Annotated in this window: 21 protein-coding genes; 11 read left to right on the top strand and 10 right to left on the bottom strand. The window is 42.1% G+C overall.

Annotated elements, in window-relative coordinates; genetic code table 11:
- The first annotated feature begins 306 nt into the window (after window positions 1-306).
- From hrpA to ACHSBP_RS00245, 3 genes are all read left to right on the top strand, one after another.
- A complete protein-coding gene (hrpA, locus tag ACHSBP_RS00235; protein WP_395387916.1) occupies window positions 307-4,200 on the top strand; it encodes an ATP-dependent RNA helicase HrpA in 3,894 nt (1,297 codons plus the stop codon).
- Window positions 4,201-4,292: 92 nt separating this feature from the next.
- The gene (locus tag ACHSBP_RS00240; protein WP_010560309.1) at window positions 4,293-4,589 is read left to right on the top strand and encodes a PilZ domain-containing protein; all 297 of its coding nucleotides are present in this window, start codon (window positions 4,293-4,295) and stop codon (window positions 4,587-4,589) included.
- A 175-nt stretch (window positions 4,590-4,764) separates the two neighbouring features.
- A complete protein-coding gene (locus ACHSBP_RS00245; RefSeq protein ID WP_395387894.1) occupies window positions 4,765-5,034 on the top strand; it encodes a hypothetical protein in 270 nt (89 codons plus the stop codon).
- A 57-nt stretch (window positions 5,035-5,091) separates the two neighbouring features.
- On the opposite strand, the gene ACHSBP_RS00250 is transcribed toward ACHSBP_RS00245, so the two are convergent.
- Complete coding sequence (locus ACHSBP_RS00250; RefSeq protein ID WP_395387895.1) at window positions 5,092-6,282, bottom strand: class I SAM-dependent methyltransferase; 1,191 nt, start codon at window positions 6,280-6,282, stop codon at window positions 5,092-5,094.
- A gap of 96 nt (window positions 6,283-6,378) precedes the next feature.
- Between ACHSBP_RS00250 and ACHSBP_RS00255 the strand changes: the two genes are divergently transcribed.
- From ACHSBP_RS00255 to ACHSBP_RS00270, 4 genes are all read left to right on the top strand, one after another.
- Complete coding sequence (locus ACHSBP_RS00255) at window positions 6,379-6,990, top strand: dienelactone hydrolase family protein (protein WP_395387896.1); 612 nt, start codon at window positions 6,379-6,381, stop codon at window positions 6,988-6,990.
- 36 nt (window positions 6,991-7,026) lie between these two features.
- Window positions 7,027-7,299 (top strand): acylphosphatase, encoded by a 273-nt coding sequence (locus ACHSBP_RS00260; protein WP_395387897.1) that lies wholly within the window; start codon window positions 7,027-7,029, stop codon window positions 7,297-7,299.
- Between the two features lie 72 nt (window positions 7,300-7,371).
- A complete protein-coding gene (locus ACHSBP_RS00265; RefSeq protein ID WP_395387898.1) occupies window positions 7,372-9,603 on the top strand; it encodes a TonB-dependent receptor in 2,232 nt (743 codons plus the stop codon).
- Window positions 9,604-9,624: 21 nt separating this feature from the next.
- Complete coding sequence (locus tag ACHSBP_RS00270; protein WP_395387899.1) at window positions 9,625-12,276, top strand: ATP-binding protein; 2,652 nt, start codon at window positions 9,625-9,627, stop codon at window positions 12,274-12,276.
- Between the two features lie 237 nt (window positions 12,277-12,513).
- Here the strand turns inward: ACHSBP_RS00270 and metG are convergent, their stop codons facing one another.
- Window positions 12,514-14,541: a methionine--tRNA ligase gene (gene metG, locus ACHSBP_RS00275; RefSeq protein WP_395387900.1), complete on the bottom strand. Its 2,028-nt coding sequence runs from the start codon at window positions 14,539-14,541 to the stop codon at window positions 12,514-12,516.
- A 173-nt stretch (window positions 14,542-14,714) separates the two neighbouring features.
- On the opposite strand from metG, the gene apbC reads away from it, so the two are divergent.
- Both apbC and dcd read left to right on the top strand, forming a co-directional pair.
- Window positions 14,715-15,827: an iron-sulfur cluster carrier protein ApbC gene (gene apbC / locus ACHSBP_RS00280; RefSeq protein WP_336434864.1), complete on the top strand. Its 1,113-nt coding sequence runs from the start codon at window positions 14,715-14,717 to the stop codon at window positions 15,825-15,827.
- Window positions 15,828-15,829: 2 nt separating this feature from the next.
- Window positions 15,830-16,420, top strand: a complete 591-nt coding sequence (dcd, locus tag ACHSBP_RS00285; protein ID WP_010560300.1) for a dCTP deaminase — start codon at window positions 15,830-15,832, stop codon at window positions 16,418-16,420.
- On the opposite strand, the gene ACHSBP_RS00290 is transcribed toward dcd, so the two are convergent.
- Window positions 16,417-17,010, bottom strand: a complete 594-nt coding sequence (locus ACHSBP_RS00290) for a tRNA-uridine aminocarboxypropyltransferase (RefSeq protein ID WP_395387901.1) — start codon at window positions 17,008-17,010, stop codon at window positions 16,417-16,419. The genes dcd and ACHSBP_RS00290 overlap by 4 nt on opposite strands.
- 196 nt (window positions 17,011-17,206) lie before the next feature.
- Between ACHSBP_RS00290 and ACHSBP_RS00295 the strand changes: the two genes are divergently transcribed.
- Together ACHSBP_RS00295 and ACHSBP_RS00300 are read left to right on the top strand one after the other, a co-directional pair.
- Window positions 17,207-17,548: an Hpt domain-containing protein gene (locus ACHSBP_RS00295; RefSeq protein WP_010560298.1), complete on the top strand. Its 342-nt coding sequence runs from the start codon at window positions 17,207-17,209 to the stop codon at window positions 17,546-17,548.
- A 194-nt stretch (window positions 17,549-17,742) separates the two neighbouring features.
- The gene (locus ACHSBP_RS00300; RefSeq protein ID WP_010560297.1) at window positions 17,743-18,960 is read left to right on the top strand and encodes a pyridoxal phosphate-dependent aminotransferase; all 1,218 of its coding nucleotides are present in this window, start codon (window positions 17,743-17,745) and stop codon (window positions 18,958-18,960) included.
- On the opposite strand, the gene ACHSBP_RS00305 is transcribed toward ACHSBP_RS00300, so the two are convergent.
- The 7 genes from ACHSBP_RS00305 to ACHSBP_RS00335 form a co-directional block, all read right to left on the bottom strand.
- Window positions 18,941-19,624 (bottom strand): M15 family metallopeptidase, encoded by a 684-nt coding sequence (locus tag ACHSBP_RS00305; RefSeq protein ID WP_395387902.1) that lies wholly within the window; start codon window positions 19,622-19,624, stop codon window positions 18,941-18,943. The two genes, ACHSBP_RS00300 and ACHSBP_RS00305, sit on opposite strands and share 20 nt — an antisense overlap.
- Window positions 19,612-20,745, bottom strand: a complete 1,134-nt coding sequence (gene dapE / locus ACHSBP_RS00310) for a succinyl-diaminopimelate desuccinylase (RefSeq protein WP_395387903.1) — start codon at window positions 20,743-20,745, stop codon at window positions 19,612-19,614. Before dapE ends, ACHSBP_RS00305 begins: the two co-directional genes overlap by 13 nt.
- Window positions 20,742-21,086 carry an ArsC family reductase gene (locus ACHSBP_RS00315; protein WP_010560294.1) on the bottom strand — a complete coding sequence of 115 codons (345 nt, stop codon included), beginning with the start codon at window positions 21,084-21,086 and terminating at the stop codon, window positions 20,742-20,744. The genes dapE and ACHSBP_RS00315 overlap by 4 nt, the downstream gene beginning before the upstream one ends.
- Complete coding sequence (locus ACHSBP_RS00320) at window positions 21,079-21,591, bottom strand: PTS glucose transporter subunit IIA (protein WP_395387904.1); 513 nt, start codon at window positions 21,589-21,591, stop codon at window positions 21,079-21,081. The genes ACHSBP_RS00315 and ACHSBP_RS00320 overlap by 8 nt, the downstream gene beginning before the upstream one ends.
- Window positions 21,591-21,977: an ACT domain-containing protein gene (locus tag ACHSBP_RS00325; RefSeq protein ID WP_395387905.1), complete on the bottom strand. Its 387-nt coding sequence runs from the start codon at window positions 21,975-21,977 to the stop codon at window positions 21,591-21,593. Before ACHSBP_RS00325 ends, ACHSBP_RS00320 begins: the two co-directional genes overlap by 1 nt.
- A gap of 79 nt (window positions 21,978-22,056) precedes the next feature.
- A complete protein-coding gene (gene pta, locus ACHSBP_RS00330) occupies window positions 22,057-24,204 on the bottom strand; it encodes a phosphate acetyltransferase (RefSeq protein WP_010560291.1) in 2,148 nt (715 codons plus the stop codon).
- Window positions 24,204-25,400, bottom strand: a complete 1,197-nt coding sequence (locus tag ACHSBP_RS00335) for an acetate kinase (protein WP_395387906.1) — start codon at window positions 25,398-25,400, stop codon at window positions 24,204-24,206. The genes pta and ACHSBP_RS00335 overlap by 1 nt, the downstream gene beginning before the upstream one ends.
- Between the last annotated feature and the right edge of the window lie 33 nt (window positions 25,401-25,433).

Raw genomic sequence — 25,433 nt, forward strand, 5'->3', positions numbered from 1 at the left:
AGTAGAAAAGCCAATCAAGCGCTGCCGAACGGTTCTTTTGAGCGCACTTTTCTCATTGTTGCCTATATGGATGTAGGTAAGGGGCGTGAGCAGGACGCGGAAGCTTTGCTCGATATTCGCTTAGATTGCTAGCCCACACACCGAGCGCCGCGATAAAAGCACGCTCAAACATAACGAAAATAGAACAGCGAAGATCAACAGACCCTAGTTGAATAAAATTAAAATAAGGGAAGCGCAATGCTTCCCTTATTTTATGACAATCAATTTGTTATTATTGGCCTTTTGAAATTCCGCTTTATTCTATCTATGGCTAATCCACAACAGCAGCTCTATTCACTCTTAAAAAATTGTCTTAAGAAAGATCAGTTTTTCTTCAAACGTCGCCTCGATGGTGTGAAAAAAATAAATGATGAAGCAAAACAGGTGAAGGTGCTTACCACAATTACAAAAGACATTGAAAAAAGCATCGAGCTGAGGGAGTTACGTTTAAAGCAACTGCCAAAGGTGAGTTATCCAGTAAACCTACCAGTTAGTCAGAAAAAAGACGATATTAAAAAAGCCATTAGCGAAAATCAGGTGGTGATTGTCGCGGGTGAAACCGGTTCAGGTAAAACCACTCAGTTACCTAAAATTTGTTTAGAGCTTGGCCGAGGTGTTGCAGGTTTAATTGGCCACACCCAACCACGCCGATTAGCTGCGCGCAGTGTTGCCGCCCGTGTTGCTGAGGAAATTGGCACTACCATAGGTGATAAAGTGGGTTTTAAAATTCGCTTTAGTGATCAAGTTTCTAACTCAAGCTATTTGAAGCTGATGACTGATGGTGTGTTGCTTGCGGAAATTCAACAAGATAGATTTTTAAACCAGTACGACACCATCATTATCGATGAAGCGCACGAACGCAGTTTAAATATCGACTTTATTTTAGGTTATTTGAAAAACCTGTTACCCAAACGCCCCGATTTAAAACTGATTATCACCTCGGCAACCATCGATCCCGAGCGATTTTCAAAGCATTTTAACAATGCGCCGATTATTGAAGTATCGGGCCGCACTTACCCTGTTGAGGTACGTTACCGTCCGTTAACGGAAATCGACAAAACAGAGATGGAAGCAGAGGGCGATCAACTGCAAGGTATTTTTGATGCGGTTGATGAGCTAATGCAAGCTGGGCCGGGCGATATTCTTATTTTTATGAATGGAGAGCGTGAAATTCGCGATACTGCCGATGCGCTCGCAAAACGCGGCCTTGCAAATACCGAAGTGCTGCCACTTTATGCGCGCCTTTCAAATGCTGAGCAAAATCGTATTTTTGCCTCGCACTCTGGCCGTCGCATTGTATTGTCTACTAACGTTGCAGAAACGTCACTTACGGTTCCGGGCATTCGTTATGTTATCGATCCTGGTACGGCACGCATTAGCCGATACAGCTACCGTACTAAGGTTCAACGTTTACCAATTGAAGCAATTTCGCAGGCCAGTGCCAATCAGCGTAAAGGGCGATGTGGTCGTGTGGCGGAAGGTATTTGTATTCGTCTTTATTCAGAAGAAGACTTTTTGGGCCGCCCTGAATTTACCGACCCTGAAATTCTACGCACAAATTTAGCGTCAGTTATTTTGCAAATGTTGGCACTTGGCTTAGGCGATATTGCGAAATTCCCATTTGTGCAAGCACCAGATAACCGTAATATTACCGATGGTCTTCGCTTACTCGAAGAAATTCAGGCAATTACACCGGTTACACGAAAGAAAGATTATAAGCTGACTAAAGCAGGGCGCGAATTAAGCCGCTTACCAGTTGACCCGCGGCTAGCTAAAATTGTGCACGCAGCGAAAGATTTCGACACCATGTTCGAAGCGATTGTGATTGTGGCGGCGTTATCGATTCAAGATCCACGAGAATTCCCGCAAGACAAAAAAGCCAAAGCACAAGAAAGCCATAGCCGCTTTGCGGACAAAAATTCTGATTTTATCGGCTTTTTAAATTTATGGCGTTATTTAGAAGAGCAACAACAAGCGTTGTCGCGCAGCCAATTTAGAAAGCTTTGCCAAAACGAATTCTTTGCTTATATGCGTGTGCGTGAATGGCAAGATATTGTTTATCAACTGGTATCAACATGCGAAGAAATGGGTTTTAAAATTAACCAAAACCCGAGCGATTACGAAGCAATTCATAAGTCAATTTTGGCAGGTATGCTCAGCCACATTGGTATGAAAGATGAAAATCAGCAATACACAGGGGCGCGTCAAAGTAAGTTCTTTGTATTCCCAGGCTCAGGTCTTTTCAAAAAGTCACCGAAATGGTTAGTGGCCGCAGAGCTCGTTGAAACCAGTAAACTCTTTGCCCGTATTAATGCCAAGATAGATCTTGCATGGGTTGCGCCACTTGCACAGCATTTGGTGAATCGCAGTTACAGTGAACCGCACTGGCAAAAGAAAGCGGGCGCGGTAATGGCGTTTGAACAGCAAACCCTATATGGCTTAACCATTGTGTCACGTAAAAGTGTGCAATTTAATAAAATAGACGCCAAGTTAAGCCGTGAAATTTTTATACGCAGTGCGTTGGTTGAACAACAGCTTGGTCAAAGTGAAAGCTTTTTAAACTTTAATCAAAAGCTGATTGATGAAGTACAAGATCTTGAGCACAAAGCGCGCCGTCGCGATATTTTAGTCGATGAAGAAACCTTGATGGACTTTTACCATCAACGATTGCCAGATAATATCACCAGTCGCGTTGAGTTTAATACTTGGTGGAAGAGTAAAAAGAAAACTGAGCCAAAATACCTGCATATGGATAAAGCGGCGTTAATGCAACATGATGCGGCTCATATTAGTAAAGACAATTACCCTGACGTTTGGCAGCAAGGCAATTTGTTCTTCCCGTTAGAATATCATTTTGAACCGGGGCAAGCATTGGATGGTGTAGTGGTGCAGGTGCCTTTAGCGCTGTTAAACCAAGTGGAAGATACAGGTTTTGATTGGCATATTCCGGCGTTTCGTCATGAGTTAATAACTGCGTTAATCAAATCGTTACCGAAAACAACGCGCCGTAATTTTGTGCCAGCGCCTAATTACGCTGATGCCGTAATGGCGTCGCTTGAGCCAATGCAGGGCAGTTTTATTGAAGCAATCAGTAAGCAGTTATTGCGTATGTCAGGTATTACAATTAAAGCACAAGAATGGGATTATTCTGCGTTGCCAAGTCATTTGAAACTTCAGTTTGCCATTAGAGATGATAAAAATAAATTGCTTGCAAGTGGTTTCGACTTAACTGAGCTTAAAGAAAAACTGAAAGGTAAAGTAAGTGACAATCTTGCCAAAGTGGCTGAAAAAGGCATAGAACAAAGTGACTTAATTGAATGGTCATTTGGTGAATTACCGGCATCTTACGTACAAAAACAAGGTCAGTACGAGGTTAAGGCGTATCCAGCTTTAGTAGATGAAGGAAAATCCACAAGCATTAAATTGTTTGATGCTAAAGACAAAGCAGATAGTGCACACTTAAAAGGCTTACGCCGTTTAGTGTTATTAAACATTCCATCGCCGATTAAGTATTTACAGCAAAAACTGCCAAACAAGGCGAAGTTAGGCCTTTATTTTAATCCGTTTGGTAAAATTAACGAACTGATTGACGATTGTATTGCCGCCGCAGTTGATGACATTTTGGCTACGAGTAGCGCTGTACGCGATGAGCAATCGTTTTCCGAGATTAAAGAAACCATTCGCGGTGAGTTGGGTGATGCAGTTGTTGCTATTGCACTCGATGTTGAAGCGGCACTTAGCCTAGTTAGTGGCTTGAATAAAAAGCTTAAAGGTAAAACTGATCTCACTATGATCTTGGCGCAAGGCGATATTAAAGAACAGTTATCACAGCTTATTTTTAAAGGCTTTGTCACCCGTCACGGCGCCAAGCGCATCAAAGATGTGATCCGCTATTTAAAAGGCATTGAGCGACGATTAGAAAAACTGCCGATTGACCCGCATCAAGATAAACTTAAAATGTTGGATGTGGAAAAAGCACAAAAGCTACTTAGCGATGCACTTGGTAAAGCGCGTTCAAACAGTGAAAAACAGAAACTTGAGGAAGTACGCTGGATGATTGAAGAACTGCGCATTTCAATGTTTGCACAGAATTTAGGTACAGCGTATCCTATCTCGTTGAAGCGCATACAAAATGCAATCAAAGAGAGAAGTGGCGAATAAATATCACAAGTAAATGTAAATTTTTTGTTATTGGAAATCGGCATTTGCTGTGGTAATAATAAACCTGCGACAGGAAGTTTAGGGGAAATCTAATGTTGTATGAAGACAAGCGTAATTTTTTTCGCATGTTAGTAAATGCCGAAGCACAGCTAGTAATTTTAGATTCAGAAGCTGGCCGTAAAATTGATGGTGTATGCCGAGATTTAAGTGCAACGGGAATGGCGATTGAAATCGATGAGCCATTAGAGGTAAGTACGCAAGTAAAAGTACGTATCGATGCCACCAATAACAGTGTGCCGGCACTTGATGCACTAGCAACTGTGGTGCGCTGCAGCGAAATAGAAGATCAAGAATATTTGCTGGGTTTAGAAGTACTGGAAATAAATTAAAAAAGGAGCATGATGCTCCTTTTTTAATGGCAAAATCTACCTGAAATAAAACGAACTTTAAAGGTCAACAGACCCTAGATCTTAGCGTTACTTTATTGAATATAAAGAATTTAGTGTTGACACAACGCACTAAGGGCGGCAACGTAGTTTTGATTTTAGCAAAAAGGATATGTGTATGTGGTCATGGATAATGATAGTACTAGGCCTAGTCGCATCTGGGTATTTTACCGATGTGTATTCTGAATCAAACTTGCAAGCGATAGTGTGCCCGATTATTTTTGTGATACTGATTATTACCACTTTAATTAAAGCATCACTTCTTTCATCTGGTGTTAGTAACTCTAGAAGCGGAACCAATGGAACTAGCTTTAGTGGCGGTGGATTTCTCGGTGGTGATAGTGGTTCAAACGGTGGCGATTGTTCTGGCGGGGGCGGTGACTGTTAAATTTGAAACTTAAAAAGAACTGTCAGATGCAATACCTGAATCTGACAGTTTAAGTCTTTATAGTACCTTACAGATAAGGCCCTTAAGGTAGAATCCTTCAGGGTATTCCCCCGCAATTGGGTGATCTGGTGCTTGATTTAATCGTTCCATAATACGCAGCTCTCGGCCCGCATCTAATGCCGCATCGGCAACCACTTTTTGGAATAAATTCTGTTCCATTAAACCAGAGCATGAGAAGGTTAATAACGTGCCACCTGGTTTTAAAATTTGCATGGCAATCATATTGATGTCTTTATAACCACGGCATGCACCGGTCAATTGTGCTTTGCTGTCTGCAAACTTAGGTGGATCCATTACAATCGTATCAAATTTCACGCCGTTTTCACGATATTCACGCAGTAATTTGAAAACGTCTTGTTTAATAAAGTCTACTTTTGATAGATCAAGGTTGTTATGCTCGACATTGCGTTTGGCAATGGCGAGTGCACTCTCTGATACATCGACATTAGTCACTTTTTCGCAGCCTGCTTTTAATGCGTACAGACTAAATGTGCCTGTATAGCTAAAGCAGTTAAGTACGGTTTTATCTTTAGAGAAACGACTCAGCGCATTACGACTATCGCGTTGGTCTAAGTAAAAACCGGTTTTGTGGCCGCCTAAAATATCCACTTCCAACGCTAAGCCATTTTCCATTATTTTAACCGGCTCGGTTGGTGCACTGCCGTGTAATACGCCAGTAATTGGCTCCAAGCCTTCTTTTTTGCGTACATCAACGTCAGAACGTTCATATACATTGCAACCTGGGAATAATTTAATTAGTGCTTGTACTAATTCGCCTTTATGGCGTTCGGCACCGGCACTTAGTAACTGGCACACTAAGTAGTTATCAAACTTGTCAATGGTGATGCCCGGTAGGCCGTCTGATTCTGCGGCACACAATCTAAAACCGGTTAGCCCGCCTTCTTCAATAACATAATCGCGTAAACTTAGGGCTTGCTTTAATCGGTTATAGAAAAAGTCTGTATCAACAATGGTATTTTCATCAAACGACCAAACACGTGCGCGAATTTGTGATTGCGGACTGTAAGCAGCAATTGCTAAAAATTTACCATCTGCATCGTAAACGCTAACGGTGTCACCTAAGCCCGGGTTGCCCTTAACTTTTTTAATGGCTTTAGAAAAAATCCAAGGGTGTTTGCGCTTTAACGACTTTTCACGCCCTGGTTGAAGATAAATAACCCCAGACATAATGGCTCCGGTTGTTGCAGGTAAAAAAGGTCGTTATTTTAGTTAACCTCGTAGGTGCTTACAAGTAGAATACGCTTTTGCAGTCGGACAATTGCTATGAAGATTCTTATTGCCACAGATATTTTTGGTGGAACCCCATCACATTTGGCACTTTGTGAACGCTTAGCGTCACATCATTCAGTTACGTCTCTTTCACCGTACGAGCATAACCCCCCAGCATTTGCGAATGAATCAGACGCCTATCAGTATTTTTTACAATCAGGTGGTATGGATAACTATCTGTTACGCTTAAAAAGTTTGGAAAATGCGGGTGAAATTGATATAGCCCTTGGTTTCAGTGCTGGCGGCGCGGCAGTTTGGGCGGGACAACACTTGTTGCCGTCACTTAAAAAAGCGATAGCTTTTTACCCGGGGCAGATCCGAAACTATCTAGAAGTGCAGCCTGCGGTGCCTTGGCATATTGTGTTTGCGCAATACGAAGCGCATTTTGACCAAAACCAAATAATTGATGCGTTGTTGCCAAAAACTGCGCTTTCTCTTTATCGCGCGCCATATCGCCATGGCTTTGTAAATCCAGATTCGCAGCAGTTTAATTTCACGGCAAGAGAGCAGGCAATAGCCTGTCTTTTGCAAAGTATTGACGCCGTTGAAGGTGACAGTTTTGCGAATTATTATGAAAAATTTGGCAATACTAGAGTGACCGACTAAGTTTGTTTAAACAGTTGCTATTAAATTGGTGTGGATATGTCAGAGCGAACCTTAAAAGCTATTGTTGCTGGGCGCGTACAAGGGGTTTTTTATCGCGCGTCAGTCAAGCAAGTTGCAGAGCAATTAGGCATTAGTGGCTATGCAAAAAACCTTGCTAATGGTGAAGTAGAAGTTGAAGCCACTGGCCAAGACTTAAAACTCATTAAGTTCACTGAGTTTTTAGAGCAAGGGCCAAGTAAAGCTGAGGTGGAAAAGGTGTCGTGGGATTATATTCAAACAAAACACTTTAATGGCTTTGAGGTACAATAGCGAAAAAATTAGTACCTTTGCAATTCACTGATTATACTTACATTTATAACTAACAAAAGAATGCTCTTACGTATGAAACTACGCTTACTTTATGTTGCCTGCGCGCTTGCTTGCGCCCCTTCGTTTGCTCAATCAACTAAAAGTGATATGGAGGTGATTGAGGTCTATGCTACAAAACGTGCACAACCGATTAAACAAGTAAGTGTAACCCTGTCGAGAATAGATGGTGAGCAGATTAATGCGGAGCAGTTAAAAGACATCACCGCCATCGGTCATTTAATTCCAAACGTTAAAATCTCCCAAAATGCCGCAGAGGGTACAACGCCCGCTGTAAATATCCGTGGCGTTGGCCTAATTGATTACAACACATCAAATACATCGCCTATTGCGATTTATCAGGATGATGTATCTGTTGGTGCTGCCAATAATCAATTAGTTAACTTATTTGACATCGAAAGCGTCGAGGTGCTGCGCGGACCGCAAGGTACCTTATTTGGACGCAATAGTACCGGTGGGGCAATATTAGTTCGTAATAAGTTACCCGAGCTAAATAATTTAGATGGCTACATAAAAGTAGGGCGAGGTAATCTAAACTTTGGTTTGCTTGAAGGTGTGGCGAATCTTCCGTTGAGTGATTCAATCGCGGCGCGAGTAGCGGTGAGCTCAAAAGAATATGATTATTCTACCAACAATTTACTTCCTGATTCAGAACAAGCGAATATGGTGCAAACCGATTATCGTATTGCTGTTTATGGGCAATGGGATAACTTTGATATGCTGTTCAAAATCAATGGCAATGACTGGGATGGCCGAGTAAATCCAGTTGGCTCTATTGGCATATTTAAAAATCCTGCCGATGGTTCTTTATGCAGTAAAGACGAACTTGGCTCAAATAGCTGCTTTGATGCGTTTGGCTTTAACGATGGCAGTGAGAATTTTTTCGATGTTATGGTGAATAATGAGCAAGAACACGATACGGAAAATATTGGTGCGTCGCTAAAACTTAATTATCAATTTAACGATGTAACTCAGCTCACTAGCATTACCGCATATAACTCCCTTAACCGCGATCACGGCTTCAATTGTGACGGCAGTCCAGCCCAGCTATGTGAAGGCCATTTGGGTACCAAAGATGATGCGTTTAGTCAGGAAATTCGCGTATCGTCAAAGTTCGATGTTGGGCATTTAATGGCGGGCTTGTTTTACTTACATGAAGATATTAAACAAAATAACTTCAATGACATTCTGCGTGACCTACGTGGCGTGCTTGATCCTAGTTTAACGACGACCTTCTTTTATGATAATACCATTAACGTTGAATCTGCAGCCTTGTTTGCCCAGTTTGATTGGCAAGTCAATTCGCAATTTACCGTGGTGCTTGGCACGCGCTATACCGATGAAACGGTTAAATATGAATCCGATAGCGATTTAAACCTTGTGCTCGACCCAAGTGATTTGCTTGGACAAACAATTGATTACTACAGCGTGTCTGGTGATGAAAGCGATGAGCAGCTATCAGGAAAGTTAGCGCTTAATTATCAAACATTAAATGGCACGCAATTTTATTATTCACTTTCCAATGGTTATAAAAGTGGCGGTTACTATGGCGGCTTTATTGCTACCGAAGAGCAGGCAAAGCTAGCTGCATATGGTCCTGAATATTTGATTGCGAATGAATTGGGCCTGCGTACAGAGCTGTTTGATAATGCGTGGAAAATCTCAGCTGCAGCATTCCATTATGATTATCAAGATCAGCAAGTGTTTATGAATCAGGCGAGCGCTACACCTAATGCGCCGCCGTTACAGCTATTAGAAAATGTCGCTTCATCAACAATTTATGGTGTGGAATTTGAAAATACGTGGTTTGTCGGCAGCGATTTAGATATCGTGCTTAATATTGGCTACTTACCTCATGCAGAATTTGACGAATATACCGATCCACTTGGTAATCAGCTTACCGATAACCGTTTACCATTTACATCTGAATGGAATATTTCAAGCAACGTAAATTACCGCATTAATTTTGATAAAAGCGAACTTACGTTTGGCATTGGCAACGATTACCAGTCGGAATATTACTTTGACCAGAACATGAATGAGTTTGCGATGCAGGATGATGTATTGTTATGGCACGCAAACGTATCGTATCGCATTGCAAATTGGCATGTTAATCTGTGGGGTAAAAACTTAACAGATGAAGAGTACAGTCACTTAAAGTTCGACCTGAGCTCATTTTTAGGCATGCTCGAAGATTTTAAAGCCGAAGGCCGTCAATATGGCGTAAATCTGCGTTATCAATTTTAATTCTTGTTCGGAAAGCAGTAGATGATCAGAACACGTGGGATATACTTTTTACTGATATGTTGGTGTTTGCTGAGTCCAATTTTGGCCTCAGCAACTGTTCTGTCTGAAGAACAACTCGGTAGTAATGTATTAACCCACGCGGTACAAATTGATAACTCACAGCCTCTAAGCTTTCCGCTGAGCTTTCAAGAATCCCTAACTTGGCAGCACAAAGCACAAGCCGTAAAACGACCTAATATATTTGGCGATGAAGTGTGGTATGCGCTTTCAATTGATAATCAACTCGCTACTGGTGATTATGTATTTGCGCCGTCAAACTTTATGGCTGATGACATTGAGGTACGAGTTTTTGCCAAAGATGGCGTACAAACCACGTATTCCGGCGCTAATTATCCATTAATTGTGCCATTTCATTTTGCCAATCGTGTTCACTTAAAACAAGGTGAGCAATATATGGTGATTATGCGCATCACCAGTAACTATTTTTACACTGCGCCAAAAGTAACGGTTAGTCACACCTCCAAGTTTGAACAGCAAGCAACTGTAAACTCAACCATAATGCTGCTTTGTTTTGGCATTGGTTTAGCGCTTGGGTTATATAATTTACTGATTTACTTTGTTTCGCGAGAAAAAATGCACTTGTACTATGCATTATTTACCGCGTCGTGGGTATTCGCGTGGAGTCATTTCTTTTTAATTCCACAGCAGCTGTTTAATGTTAATACCGCGTCTGTTCATTGGTTAGGCTTTATTTTACTACCGCTTACCAATGCACTGTTTTTTATTCCGTTTTTACGACTGGATGAACGCTTTCCCCAATTGGCAAAAGTCGCTTTATGGATTGGTTATGGCGCGCTCGCCGGCATTCCCATAAGTTTGTTTATGCCGGGGTTCGGCTTTATCTGGGCCACGCTCGTTACCGGAACCATGATGGTGATTGGCATGGCGTCTGGTTTACTTAGTTGGCAACATGGTTTTAAACCAGCCCGTTATTTTATTTTGGCTTACATTGCTATGCTGCTGCCGAATATGGTGGGCAATTTAAATAACTTGGGGTTATTGGGCGATGTTAACGCAAACTTTTACTTGTACGGCTTAATTGGCACCACGTTAGATGCCTTGTTATTGGCGTTTGCGGTGGCTGATAAATTGCGTTTAATCAATCAGCAAAATATCGATTTAAGTCAAAACCTAGAACTAAAAGTACGTGAACGTACCATCGCCCTTGAAGTATTGACTGATGAGCTTAAAGACGCAAATCAGGCAAAATCACGCTTCTTAGCCAATATGAGTCATGAAATTCGTACGCCGATGACCTCTATTTTAGGCTATGTGGATACCTTAAACAGCGATAACACGTTAACGCAAAACGAGCAGCGTCATGCGCTTAAAGTCATCCAAAAGAACAGCCGACACTTACTAAGTCTAATTAATGACATTCTGGATGTATCTAAGATTGAAGCAAACAAACTTACCATTGAGCAAGTACCAACGAATATCTTCCAGCTACTTTCCGAGGTAGGTTCAATTTTGGGGCGCCAAGTGCGCGATAAAGGCCTTGAATTTAATATTGATTACCATTTTCCGCTGCCTAATACCATCATGTCAGATCCCGTTAGGTTGCGCCAAATTTTACTTAATCTAGCCAGTAACTCAGTTAAATTTACCAAAAAAGGCAGTGTCAGTATTAAGGTTGAAATGGAAGAGGACGACCTGAAAATTACCATTGTCGATACAGGCATTGGCATGGATGAACAAGCCGTTAAAAAGTTGTTTACGCCATTTCATCAGGGCGATATATCGACCACACGGCAATATGGTGGCACTGGTTTAGGTTTACATATTTCCAAAAACTTAATTGAGCGCTTGGGTGGTTTAATAAACGTCTCGAGCAAACCAGGCAAAGGATCAAAATTTAGTTTTACACTGCCATGTTATACAACCACAGAAACCAAGTGGCTTGATTCATACCAAGTTACTCAAGAAGCGAATACCAAGAAAAAACAATCTGGCGAGGTTAAAAAACTCGAAGGCAGTATTTTGCTGGCAGAAGACCACCCAGATAATCGCCTGTTTATATCCCGAATGCTTGAGAATTTAGGATTTCAGGTTATGTGTGTTGAAAATGGTGCTCTGGCAGTTGATGCCACCTTCACCGATGAGTTTGATATTATTTTGTTAGATATTCAAATGCCAGTGATGGATGGTATTGAAGCCCATGAATTAATGCGCTCAACCGGTGTATCGTGCCCGATTTTGGCGCTTACTGCTAATGCTATGACAGATGAAATTAAACACTATTTATCAGTAGGTTTTGATGATCATATTGCCAAACCCATTGATCAAACCGAGTTTTATGAAAAACTGAGCAAGTATACTGGTATACCAATTGAAGTCGCGGCCATTCCAGAGCAAGACTTAAAAATTATGCGTTTGCAATTTATTAATAACTTAATGGAACAAAAAGCCCTCGCTGAGCACCTATTTTGTTTAGGTGATAATAAAGAGTTGGCTAAACTGTGCCATGCAATTTATGGCGCAGCAGGGATGTTTGGCTTTGATGAGTTGGGTCAAATGGCTAAAGGCTTAGAAGGCGCCTTGAAATCACAATCACAAAAAGATATTAGCTCATCGTATCAATCATTTATGCGCTCGATTAAACAGGTGAGTTAAGTTTCCCGATTTATGCTTAACCCGTTTAGCTTTAATTTAGGTATGTAATGACCGTTTAAAGCGCTTTGCCTATTAAATTGTTGAGATACAAAAAAACCGCCAGTGGGCGGTTTTTTTAAGTGTGTATTTTCTACCAATTTACTTGAATAGCTGTTCATGCTAGCGGGTATATATTTTGCTAACAGCGTCTGAATTTACCCTGCGCCATTTCTGAACACACTCTCAACAGAATTGCTATTACATTACACGCATACCCGGCTCTGAACCGTCATCTGGGTTTAAGATGTAAATCTCTTTACCGCCAGGACCTGCAGCAAGCACCATACCTTCAGACATACCAAAGCGCATCTTACGTGGTTTTAGGTTTGCAACCATAACTGTAAGCTTACCCTCAATATCTTCTGGTTGATAAGCTGACTTAATGCCTGCAAACACTTGGCGTGTTTCACCACCTAAATCAAGTGTAAGCTTTAATAACTTATCAGCGCCTTCGACGTGCTCTGCTTTTGCAATTTTAGCAACGCGTAGGTCAACCTTTGCAAAGTCGTTAAACTCAATTTCGTCAGCAATTGGCTCTTTTGCCAGTGGGCTATTTGGGTCAATTGCCGGTTTTGCTGGTGCAAGGCTTTCTTTTGATTCTTCAAGCATAGCGTTAACTTTATCCATTTCTACACGCTGCATAAGCGCTTTAAACTTACTAATTTCATGACCAGTTAGTGCTGTATTAATGCTCTGCCATGTCAGTTCTGTGTTCAAGAACGTTTCTACTTGCTCGGCCATTGCTGGAAGCACAGGCTTTAAGTAAGTCATTAATAATTTGAATAAGTTAATACCCATTGAACACACAAGGTGCGCTTCGTTTTGGGTTTCTTCGTTCTTAATTAACACCCACGGTGCTTTAGCATCAATATATTGGTTTGCTTTATCCGCTAACGCCATAATCTCACGAATGGCACGGCTGTACTCGCGGTTTTCAAATGAGGCTGCAATGCTTTCTTGTGCGTTTACAAACTCAGCAAGTAATTCAGGCTCTGCAATATCAGTGCTTAACTTGCCATCAAATTTCTTGGTGATAAAGCCAGCGCAACGGCTCGCAATATTCACTACTTTACCGACCAAGTCAGAGTTAACGCGCTGAGCAAAATCTTCAAGGTTTAAATCTAAATCAGTAATACCCGAATTTAGCTTCGCCGCGAAGTAGTAACGTAAGTACTCAGGGTTGTTAATGTGATCTAGGTATGTGCGCGCTTTAATAAAGGTGCCTTTTGATTTAGACATTTTAGCGCCATTTACCGTTACAAAACCGTGAGCAAATACATTATTTGGCTTTCTAAAACCAGCACCTTCTAACATTGCTGGCCAAAACAGGCTGTGGAAATAGACAATGTCTTTACCAATAAAGTGATATAGCTCAGCATCCGAATCGGTTGACCAAAATGCGTCGAACTCTAGACCAGATTTATCGCATAAGTTTTTAAAGCTTGCCATGTAACCAATTGGCGCATCTAACCATACGTAGAAGTATTTACCTGGTGCACCAGGAATTTCGAATCCAAAATATGGTGCATCACGGCTGATATCCCACTGCTGTAGGCCGTCTTCAAACCACTCGTTTAGTTTGTTTGCCATTTCGCCTTGAATTGCGCCTGAGGTTAACCACGATTTCAACATGTCTTCAAATGCTGGTAAATCGAAGAAGTAATGCTCAGAATCCTTTAATACTGGTGTTGAACCAGACATCACAGATTTTGGTGCTTCCAGCTCAGTCGGGCTGTAAGTTGCGCCACATGCGTCACAGCTGTCGCCATTTTGGTCTTCTGCTTTACAGCGAGGGCACGTGCCTGTTACGAAACGATCTGGTAAGAAAATACCTTTTTCTTCGTCAAATAGCTGAGAAATAGTACGTTTTTTAATATAGCCGCCATCATTTAGACGGTTATAAATTAACTCAGAAAACTGCTTATTTTCCTCTGAGTGAGTGCTGTGGTAATTATCAAATTTAATATGAAAGTCAGCAAAGTCGCGCTGGCGCTCAACACTTACATTCGCCACCATTTCTTCTGGTGTAATACCTTGTTTTTGCGCGTTTAGCATAATCGGCGTACCGTGCGCGTCATCGGCACATACATAATACGTTTCGTGACCACGTAATTTCTGGAAGCGCGACCAGATATCCGTTTGAATGTACTCAAGTAAATGGCCTAGGTGAGTCGGGCCATTTGCATAAGGCAATGCACTTGTAATTAAGATTTTTCTTTGCGACATATCGTTTACCGTAAACTAGTGTGGTGACAACACCATTAAAATACCCAACGGGTAACACCTAACTTGTGAAAGCGAATATTAAACAGTACAACAAGCTAAGTTTAAAACTGGAGTTAAGGTCAGGAATATTACATAATTCCAGCGCGTATTTCATTAGCCAAATGAAGATTTACATGTTTAATATTAAAAATCTTTTCCGAGGGTCCAAAGCAGCCGAAAAAGCGCTGAAAAAACCACAAAATTCCGACTTATTTGAGCAAATAAACAGTTTGCTCGGCGATTATCGCTCGGACGTCTTTCCTGTGGGGTTACAACAAGCGTGTAGTTTAGTCTCGGTGGATGATGTTGACGGTGTTAAAGTTGCTCTAACGCTTCATTTTGCTGCCACGACAGAGCAGCCTGCAATCGCCGCGTTTCTTTCAGAACAACTGCAAAAACCGGTGCACGTGAGTGTGCAGGTGCAATTGCTCGAGCCTTTTCGCCATAGCACGATTAAACATATTATCTTAGTTGCCAGTGGCAAAGGTGGTGTCGGTAAATCAACCAGTGCCGTTAATTTGGCTCATGCGTTGAAGCAAAATGGTGCAGCCGTCGGGGTGCTAGATGCCGATATTTATGGCCCATCTATTCCGTTATTACTGGGGCTCGAAGATGCTAAACCTCAAGCAAAAGATGACAATACCCTGTTGCCGATAATGAAAGATGGACTGGCGGCTCAGTCTATTGGCTTTTTGCTAGGCAAAGAGGATGCCACAGTGTGGCGGGGTCCTATGGCATCCACAGCGCTGATGCAGCTACTAAACGAAACCGCGTGGCCTGAGCTTGATTATTTAATTGTGGATATGCCTCCTGGTACGGGAGATATTCAGCTCACTATGTCGCAAAAAATTCCAGCAAGTGGCGCTGTGATTGTTACAACACCACAAGATTTAGCGCTTGCCGATGCCAATAAGGGCATCGACATGTTTAATAAAGTAAAAGTGCCAATTTTAGGTTTACTTGAAAATATGAGTTACTTTCACTGTCAACATTGTAATGGTATCAACCACGTATTTGGTGAAGACGGTGGTAAAGCACTTGCCCAGCGTATTGATGTACCATTACTTGGCCAAGTGCCGCTGGCCCATGCCATTCGCGAAAGTGGCGAAGCAGGTGAGTTTATTTCACATAATGCTGACAAGGCGCTCGTTGCCATTTATAATCGAGCGGCAAAACTTATTGCTAGTCATTTGTTTTATCAAGGAAGTGGCAGCAATCCCGTCGAAATTATTATAACGGACGATTAACTATGCGATTATGCGATACCCATATAAAAGAGTATCTAAACGCGGGTAAAATTAGCATTGATCCTGCACCAAAAGATGACATGATTTCCGGTGTGACGGTCGATTTACGATTAGGCAACAAATTTCGTGTATTTCAGGATCATAAAGCACCCTATGTTGATTTAAGTGGTCCAAAAGAGTTGGTGTCTGCGGCAATGGAATCGATTATGAGCGATGAAATTGTGCTAGAAGAGGGAGAAGCATTCTTCCTACACCCGGGTGAACTTGCCCTTGCTATCACGTATGAAAGTGTCACTTTGCCTGACGATATCGTAGGTTGGTTAGATGGCCGTTCGTCGCTTGCGCGTTTAGGCTTAATGGTTCATGTAACCGCTCACCGAATTGATCCAGGTTGGTCAGGTAATATCGTGCTTGAGTTTTATAACTCAGGCAAATTGCCATTAGCCCTTCGCCCGTATATGAAAATAGGGGCGCTTAGCTTTGAAACCATGTCTGGTCCGGCAGAGAACCCTTATAACCGCCGTAAAGACGCAAAATACAAAGGCCAATCTGGCGCTGTGGCTAGTCGTATTAGTGACGACAGCCAGTCTTAATCGTTTTGTTTGTAGCGTGCTCGCACTTCTGCGGGCATGTGCTTAAATTGATTCTCCATCATTGCCTCTAATGCCGCGTAGGCGGGTTCCATCGGTAGTTTTTCCGTTAAGTTTAGAGCGTAAGCAATCGCCTCTAAGCTCGATAAGCTATCCATACGGTTGGCTTTACGAATATGATACCGATTTTCAGGTAGCTTGCTAAAACTCACCTGTTTAAACTGACTCAAAATATCCAGACTAAAAAACAGTTTATTCGCTTTTTTCCAGGTACCATCAAGCACGATTAAATGGGTAAGGTGTGACGCGGTATTGTTGTCTTCTAGTGGCACAGCATTTTCTGTTGGGTACAAAAGGGCACTGGAATTTTGTGGCAGTTCGTTGAGTGCGTCAAAGTCTTCAGGTTTTTCACCTACTAAAACCGTTATATTTGAATAAATCAACTCGGCCAATCGCACTGTATTCTTTGCGTTTTTCTCTTCGCCTTTGTGTTGCAATACAATGATGTTGATGCAATTAGAAAGGGTTTTAACGTGTGCACATATGCAATCAGTTTTAACAAAGTGACATGTATTACAAGTGGGGCGGGCCATAGGTGTGTAGTTTCGTCGCTAAAATGAGTAGTTTAATAGTCCGTGTTACTTCATTCAAGCACGCCGATTGATGCGTTAAATAAAAACTAAATATTGTGCTAAATATAGGAACTAACAGTTAATTTTTAAATCGGAATAGAAAAGTGGCGCATCTTGGTTTAATGTTAAAGTAAGTTAAATACTTTAATAGCTTACTATGAGTGAAATAGACGTAAACATTAATTCAGATGCACTGTTTGCTATGCAAGATCTGCTGCAAGATCAATTCTTACCTACCTTAGAATTCTGCCTGACAGAATTTGACCGCCTTTATCAAGATCTTGAAAACGATTTTGATAGTAATTTAACCGAGGCAACGCGACATGCCCATAGTTTAAAATCAAATGCGGCGCAATTTGGTGCAGACTCGCTTGCGCAAATCGCGAGACAACTCGAACACGCGCTTAACGAGTCAAATATGGCCCTAGCCAGCGAATTAAAAACGACTTTGCCCGCGCATATTTCTGCTACTAAAGACGCAATAAATAGACTGGTTTAATTATTTTATTCCATTAGTGTGTTTATCCTTTCGCTTTTAATGCAAATGCGATAGCCTGTGGCTTGAGCACGCGTTAGCTTTCAATTGATATATGCTTTTATCGGACTTATGTAACGACATAAGTCCGTTGCGCGTTTGGTTGTTATAAAAATAGAGCGTTTAAGGTAAACGCAAAAATTTGTATTTGGGGACGTTTGGCAGTGTTTAAAAAAAGCGATAAGTTACAAGGGGTTTGTTACGACATTCGTGGGCCAGTTTTAAAAATGGCACGCGAAATGGAAGATCAAGGGGAACAGGTATTAAAGTTAAATATTGGTAACCCCGCCGCCTTTGGCTTTGACATGCCAGAAGATATGTTAAAAGACATTATTCGAAATATGAGCGCTGCACAGGGTTATTGTGACTCAAAAGGCTTATATTCGGCCCGCGTTTCTATTTATCAATACTACCAAAATAAACAGTTTTCTAACTTATCAATCGATAATATTTTCATTGGTAATGGCGTTAGTGAGCTTATTCAAATGGCGACTCAAGCTTTGCTTAACAGCCAAGATGAAGTGCTGATCCCGGCGCCTGATTATCCACTTTGGACCGCATCGGTTAAGCTGGCTGGTGGTAACCCAGTGCACTATTTGTGTGATGAAGAGCAAGATTGGTTTCCAGATATAAATGATATTAAAAGTAAAATTACGTCAAATACCAAAGCAATAGTGTTGATTAACCCAAATAACCCTACGGGCGCTGTTTACGATAAAGCATTGCTTAATGACCTGTTAGGTTTAGCGAGAGAGCACAATTTACTGGTATTTAGTGACGAGATTTACGAAAAAATCATCTACGACAATACGCCATACACGTCGATTGCAAGCCTGTGTGACGATGTACCAATTATTACCTTTAATGGGTTAGCAAAAACCTATCGCGCAGCGGGCCTGCGCATGGGTTGGATGGTACTCAGTGGCAAAGTTTCATTGTTAGATGAGTATATGCAAGGGCTCGAAATGCTTGCATCAATGCGTTTGTGTGCAAACGTACCTGCACAATATGCCATTCAACAAGCATTAGGTGGTGTGCAATCAATCGACGATCTGATTTTGCCAGGCGGCAGATTGTATCAGCAGCGTAATATGACATATGAAGGCTTAAACGCCATTGATGGTGTTTCGTGTGTAAAACCAAAGGGCGCACTGTATGCGTTTGCTAAGTTTGATCGTAAGCGCTTTAATGTCGATGACGATGAAAAGCTGATTTTAGACTTACTTAAGCAAGAGCGCACTTTATTAGTGCATGGACGTGCGTTTAATTGGCCGGATCCAGATCACTTTAGGCTTGTGTTTTTGCCGCATCCAGACCAATTAACTCCTGCGATAGAGGGAATACAGCGCTTCTTTGCTAATTACCAGCAGCGCTAATATTGCTGACATACTGAGGATAAATTGTATCGAGTTGGTCAACTAAACTTGGCCAACCTGCCACATTTGAGTTTATCAGTAGTTTTTCAAGCAATTCTTTAGAGTGAATATTGCTGTAATATTGCGCGCGGCTGATATGACTAATATGCCACGGCTCCTTTGCAACGCCCCCATTAAATTGCCTATAAGGTAAAAAAAATCCATACGTTTCAGCGTGTTGTTCAAGCCACTTTGCAAGTTCAAAAAACGGTCCACCCGACGCATACTCTTGTTGGCTAAGCGCCAATTGATAATCATCATCTACCTTATTTGCGTCAAACACGTCTAAATCGGTGCCAAAGTGATGTCGACTTGCCCCAGGAATCGCACTAAACACCATGATTGCTTGGCATTTGTCTTGTTCGTTTAAGTGAGTTAAATCGACCGGCTGGTCGTTGATATCAAACACAGGTCTGATTTGGTTAAACTTATTGTTCCAAATAAGGCTCTGCCTTTCAAAATCACGAAAGCTAGAGGCAAGAGAAAGAGTAATATTGCATTTGCTTGCTGCAACTTGCATTTGCTTAAGGTCGCGTACAATCGATTCCTCAACTAAGCGACCGTGATAATCGCATAAATGCGCTTGTGTAAGACCAAGCGCAGCCTGTTCATCTAGGTTAAACATTTAACTAAAATGGCCTCATACACATCAGCAAGGATCTCAAGGTCGCGTGCGTTTACACATTCATTAACTTTATGAATGGTTGCATTTATAGGACCCAGTTCAACCACTTGTGCGCCTGTTTGTGCAATAAAACGCCCGTCAGATGTACCACCTGTGGTTTCAACCGATGTATCAATATGCTGTACATCTTTAATGGCTGCTACGGTTGCTTCAAGTAGTGGACCTTCATCGGTTAAAAAAGGCAGTCCGTTGTAAACCCAGCGAATATCATATTCAAGTCCGTGATGGTCTAAAATCGCGACTGTACGCGCAGTGAGCTCATCAGCGGTTACTTCAGTGCTGTAGCGAAAGTTAAATTGCACTTCAACACTGCCTGGGATGACATTACCTGCACCAGTACCACCGTTTATATTTGAGATTTGAAAACTGGTGGCTGGGAAGTACTCGTTGCCGTTATCCCATTGCGTATTTGCCAGTTCGTCCAATGCGGGGGCAGCTAAATGAATTGGGTTTTTTGCAAGATGCGGGTAGGCGACATGGCCTTGCACACCTTTCACAGTAACAAACCCAGTCAATGAACCGCGACGACCATTTTTAACTACATCGCCTAAGGTATGGCTAGATGAAGGTTCGCCCACTAAGCACATATCAATTTTTTCGTTACGGGCTTCTAATACGTCAATCACCTTAGTCGTGCCATTAATAAACGGGCCTTCTTCGTCTGAGGTAATTAAAAAGGCGATACTTCCTTTATGATTTGGGTGCTTTTTAACAAAACGCTCAGTGGCAATCAGCATAGCGGCAAGCGAGCCTTTCATATCAGCGGCGCCGCGACCGTGAATATAGCCGTCGAGTAAATTACCCGAAAATGGTGGTTGATGCCATGCATCTGTTGGCCCAGTTGGAACCACGTCGGTGTGACCTGCAAAACAGAATAACGGGGCCTCAGTGCCTTTGCGCGCCCACATGTTTAATGTGTCGGTAAAAAATAAAGATTCAATATTAAATCCGAGCGGCGTTAGCAGTTCGGCCATTAAATCTTGGCAGCCAGCATCATCGGGTGTCACAGAGGGCTTTTGAATTAGCGCTTGGGTAAGGCTTACTACATTGTAATCACTCATGAGAAAATACTTTGGTATTGATCTGCTTTAAAACCTAAATGGAATTCGCCATTTTTTTCTAAAATAGGGCGCTTAATCATGGCTGGTTGCTCTACTAATAGTGCGACCGCAGATTCGGCGTTAAGATTCTCTTTAGTTGCATCATCGAGCTGGCGATAGGTCGTGCCACGCTTATTTAATACTTGTTGCCAATCTAGCTGTTGGCAAAAGTTATTTACCATCTCTGAGTTTACACCGTCTTTGCGGTAGTCATGAAAAGTATATTCAATGTTGTTTTGTTCAAGCCACTTTTTTGCTTTTTTAATTGTGTCGCAGTTTGGAATGCCAAAAAGTTTAATCATGATTAATTCGTTTTGTTAGTTTAAATAAAATATCGTTTGCGGCGGTTACGCGGCTCGCTTGATAATAACATTTATCAAGCACCTTGCTTAAGCGTTCGGGTTCAAGCAGTAAAATGCTCGAGAAAACACTGTGATGTTGTTTACGAAAATCAAAGCTAGCGACAAGTTGCCCAGCAGAAACCAAATCGCCAACCTTTAGGTGTTGTTTGAAGCCTGTCATTGGTAGAGATTGTTCATCTAGATTGACGAGTACTAGCAATTTAAGGCCTTGCTTTGATTTAAAGACAAACTCTAAACCACCTTGATTGACTGAGAGGAGAGTGCCTGAGAATGGCGCGAAAAGCTGATAATTGCTGATTTCTAGTTCAACCCCTAATCCCAACAATTGATTGCGTACTAATGGGTTTGTGGCGTCGCTTTGGCTTATCACCCGACCGGAAAATGGCGCGTGAATAGCGAGAGCTGCATGTTTAACGCTGTAAAAATCTTGTTTTAACACGCGCATTAGCTATTAACCACTTTATAGCCTGCTTTTGATAAGTGAGTTGCGGCGTCATTAATTAATGATTTCTTCACCAAAATATAATCGGTATCAAATGTTGAGATTGCGAAAATGGAAATCTTTGCACTTGCCAGTACGCCCGAAATATTAGAAAGAATACCAGTCATAGAAAACCCAAGAGGGCCTAAGACCTCAAGCGCTGCCCAATCTTCTTCTTGCTCGTTTGAATCAAGTTTTACGTGGGACGGGCATACAACCGAGAGCTCATCATAGGTGCGCGCAATAAAAAACACCTTGCTTTGATAAACGGCAGGTGGAATAGGTGTGTCTACGTCAAAACTGTGAATCGTAAAGGTTTCTTGCATTACGGCTAACGTTTGTTGAGACATATTACTCCCAAAAATCCTTGTGGTTTATAGCCTTACAATATCAAAAAAAATATCATCTGTAAGGCTATTTTCAACCTGATCAGCGGCTTTCTTGCGTTGCCTGTATCGCAGTTAATGCAATGGTGTAAACAATGTCGTCTACTAAGGCGCCACGAGATAAATCGTTTACCGGCTTGCGCATACCTTGCAGCATTGGACCGATAGAAATCAGGTCAGCGCTTCGTTGTACTGCTTTGTATGTTGTATTACCTGTGTTGAGGTCTGGGAATACAAACACCGTTGCTTTACCGGCAACTTTACTGTCTGGTGCTTTTTTCTTCGCTACGCTTTCCATAATTGCCGCGTCGTATTGCAGTGGACCATCAATTAATAGATCAGGGCGCTTTGCCTGAGCAAGTTCGGTAGCTAAACGTACTTTTTCAACGTCATCACCGGTACCTGATGTACCTGTGCTGTAGCTGATCATCGCAACGCGTGGTTCAATGCCAAATGCGGCTGCGCTATCAGCCGATTGAATGGCGATATCGGCTAATTGCTCTGCTGTTGGATCAGGGTTAATTGCACAGTCGCCGTAAACCAATACTTGATCTGGTAAAAGCATGAAGAACACAGATGATACCAGTGAGCTATTTGGCGCTGTTTTAATCAATTGTAGCGGCGGACGAATTGTATTGGCTGTAGTGTGCACCGCGCCCGAAACAAGGCCATCGACTTTATTCTCTGCGAGCATCATGGTGCCTAACACTACGTTATCTTGCAGTTGCTCTTCGGCAATAACTTCCGTTAAGCCTTTGTGTTTACGTAGCTCAACCATAGGCGCAATGTAGTTTTGTCGTACAATGCTCGGATCTTGAATTTCAACGTTATCGTTTAGCTGCACACCTTGTTGCTCTGCAATACGTTCAATTTCTTCACGGTCACCAAGTAAAACGGTACGGGCAATGTTACGCTCGCCGCAAATAGCCGCAGCTTTGATTGTGCGCGGTTCGTTGCCTTCAGGTAAGACAATGGTTTTTTGCGCTGAGCGTGCAGTAGATGACAGCAAATGACGAAACGCTGGCGGAGACATTTTACGATTTAGCGCAACGCCCTGCGTCAGTGATTCTAACCAGTCTTTATCGATATGGCGTGCATTATGGTCTTTTACTTTTTCGATTCGTTGTTCATCGTCTACTGGTACTTCAAGATTAAAGCTTTGTAGTAGAATCGAGGTGCGCCAAGTGTCATTTTCTGTACAAATAATTGGCAGGCCAGTATCAAACGCTTGTTCGCATAATTTTAAAATGCGTTCTTCAGGTTTAAAGCCACCTGTTAACAGTACCGCACCAATTTTTGTACCATTCATTGCTGATAAACAGGCTGCAACTAACACATCCGAGCGATCGCCCGGGGTTACTAATAATGCACCTGGTGAAAAGTGGTTTAGAATATTTGATACGGTACGTGCACAGAATGTAACGCTTCTTAAGCGGCGATGCTCGATATCACCGTAATTTAAAATTTCGGCGTTGAGGTGCTTGGCTAAGTCCATTACGCGAGGCGCAACTAAATCTTGGTACCAAGGCACCGAACCCAATAACTTAAACGGCTTTTTACGAAATAGTGGCAGCGATGCAATGCGATTAAGCTCAATTTGTAAGCTTTCATCATTACTTGGCTCGATAAAGTCAGTGCGAATATTACCTTCTTCATCCAGTGGTGCATTTACTTTATTGAAAATACAGCCGAGTACGCGAGGGTGTTCAACGCCACCGTATAAACTTGCTGCTAGCTCAATACGGTCTTCAATTTCGTCTACGTCATCGTTACTTGGCGTTAAAACGAATACAATGTGTGCACCAAGGGTTTGTGCAATTTCACGGTTTACACGGCCAACATAAGGTTGCTTACGTGTCGGTACCATACCTTCAATAATTGCAACATCATCTTTGCCAACATGTTTTTCAAAACGTCCGACAATTTCTTCAAGTAAAACTTCAGTTTTACCGTCGCCAATCATTTGCTCCGCGGTATGTAAATCGATTGATTTCGCAGGGTTAATGGTTGAGCCAATTTTAACGATTTCGGTAGATAACTCAGGCCCTGTTTTTTTACCGCGAGGCTGAGAAATAGGTTTAAAAAAGTTAACTTTTACCGATTTTTTTTCAAGGGCACGTACTAAGCCCACAGAAACCGAGGTAAGGCCAACGCCCGTTGATACGGGAATAAGCATAATACGATGTGACATTAGCGTGCCTCCACAAGCTTATGTGCATCCATCGCGATTACCCATTCTTCGTTGGTTGGCACAACAAGCACTTTTGCACCTAGTGGGTTTGACGCGATTACGCCACTATTACCAAAGCGTGCTGCAAGGTTGGCATCATTATCAAGTTCAAAGGCAAAATAAGCCAGTAATTGAATGACTTTTTCACGAATAAGCGATGAGTTTTCGCCAATGCCACCGGTAAAAGCAATGGCATCAAGCTGACCTAATGGTACAACGTATGACGCGATGTACTTAGCAAGGCGGTAACAAAATACATCAAGAGCAAGCTTAGCTTGTACGTGATTTTGTTCGGCTGCTTCTTCAATTTCTCGACAATCGCTCGAAAGTTCGCTTAAGCCAAGTAAGCCACTTTGTTTATTTAGTAATGCGTCGATTTGGCTGTTTGAATAGTCAAGTGTGGTTGATAAATAGTTGTAAAGACCTGCGTCTAAATCGCCTGAACGCGTACCCATTACAAGGCCTTCAAGCGGTGTTAAACCCATACTGGTATCAACGCTTTTGCCGTTTTTAACCGCTGTAACAGAGCAGCCATTGCCTAAGTGCGCAGTAATAATCGCACTTTGTTCTATTGGCTTATTAATTAATTTAGCAGCTTCATTAGCAACAAAGAAGTGGCTCGTGCCGTGGAAACCGTAACGGCGCACCCCGTGCTCTTTGTATAGCGAAAGCGGTAGCGCATATAAGTACGCTTGCTTTTCCATTGTTTGGTGGAATGCCGTATCAAATACTGCAACTTGCGGTAAGTTTGCAAATGCCGCTTGTGCTGCGCGAATACCCATTAAATTAGCTGGGTTGTGAAGTGGTGCGAGGGCAACATTATTTTCGATGCTATTTAATACAGCACTATCAATGATAACTGAGCCGGTAAATGCTTCGCCACCATGAACGACGCGATGGCCTACCGCAATTAAGCTGCTATTTAAGTTTTGCTGTTTAATTAGATTAACGATTTCTGCAATGGCAGTGTCGTGCTGTGCCCCTTTTGGTAATTCGATTTTATGCTTTTCACCGTTAAGTTTGTAACTTAGCGATGCATTATCAAGTGATAAACACTCGGCTAAGCCTGTTAGGCTTGCTGCGCCGGTTGTGGCATCGATAATGGCAAATTTTAAACTTGAACTTCCACAATTTAATACGAGCACATTGTGCGACATAGTTAATGGTTTCCTTAAATAGATTTTTCGGCA

This window comes from Pseudoalteromonas sp. XMcav1-K, from assembly GCF_044005875.1.
In the GTDB taxonomy this organism is placed as follows: Bacteria; Pseudomonadota; Gammaproteobacteria; order Enterobacterales; family Alteromonadaceae; genus Pseudoalteromonas; species Pseudoalteromonas spongiae.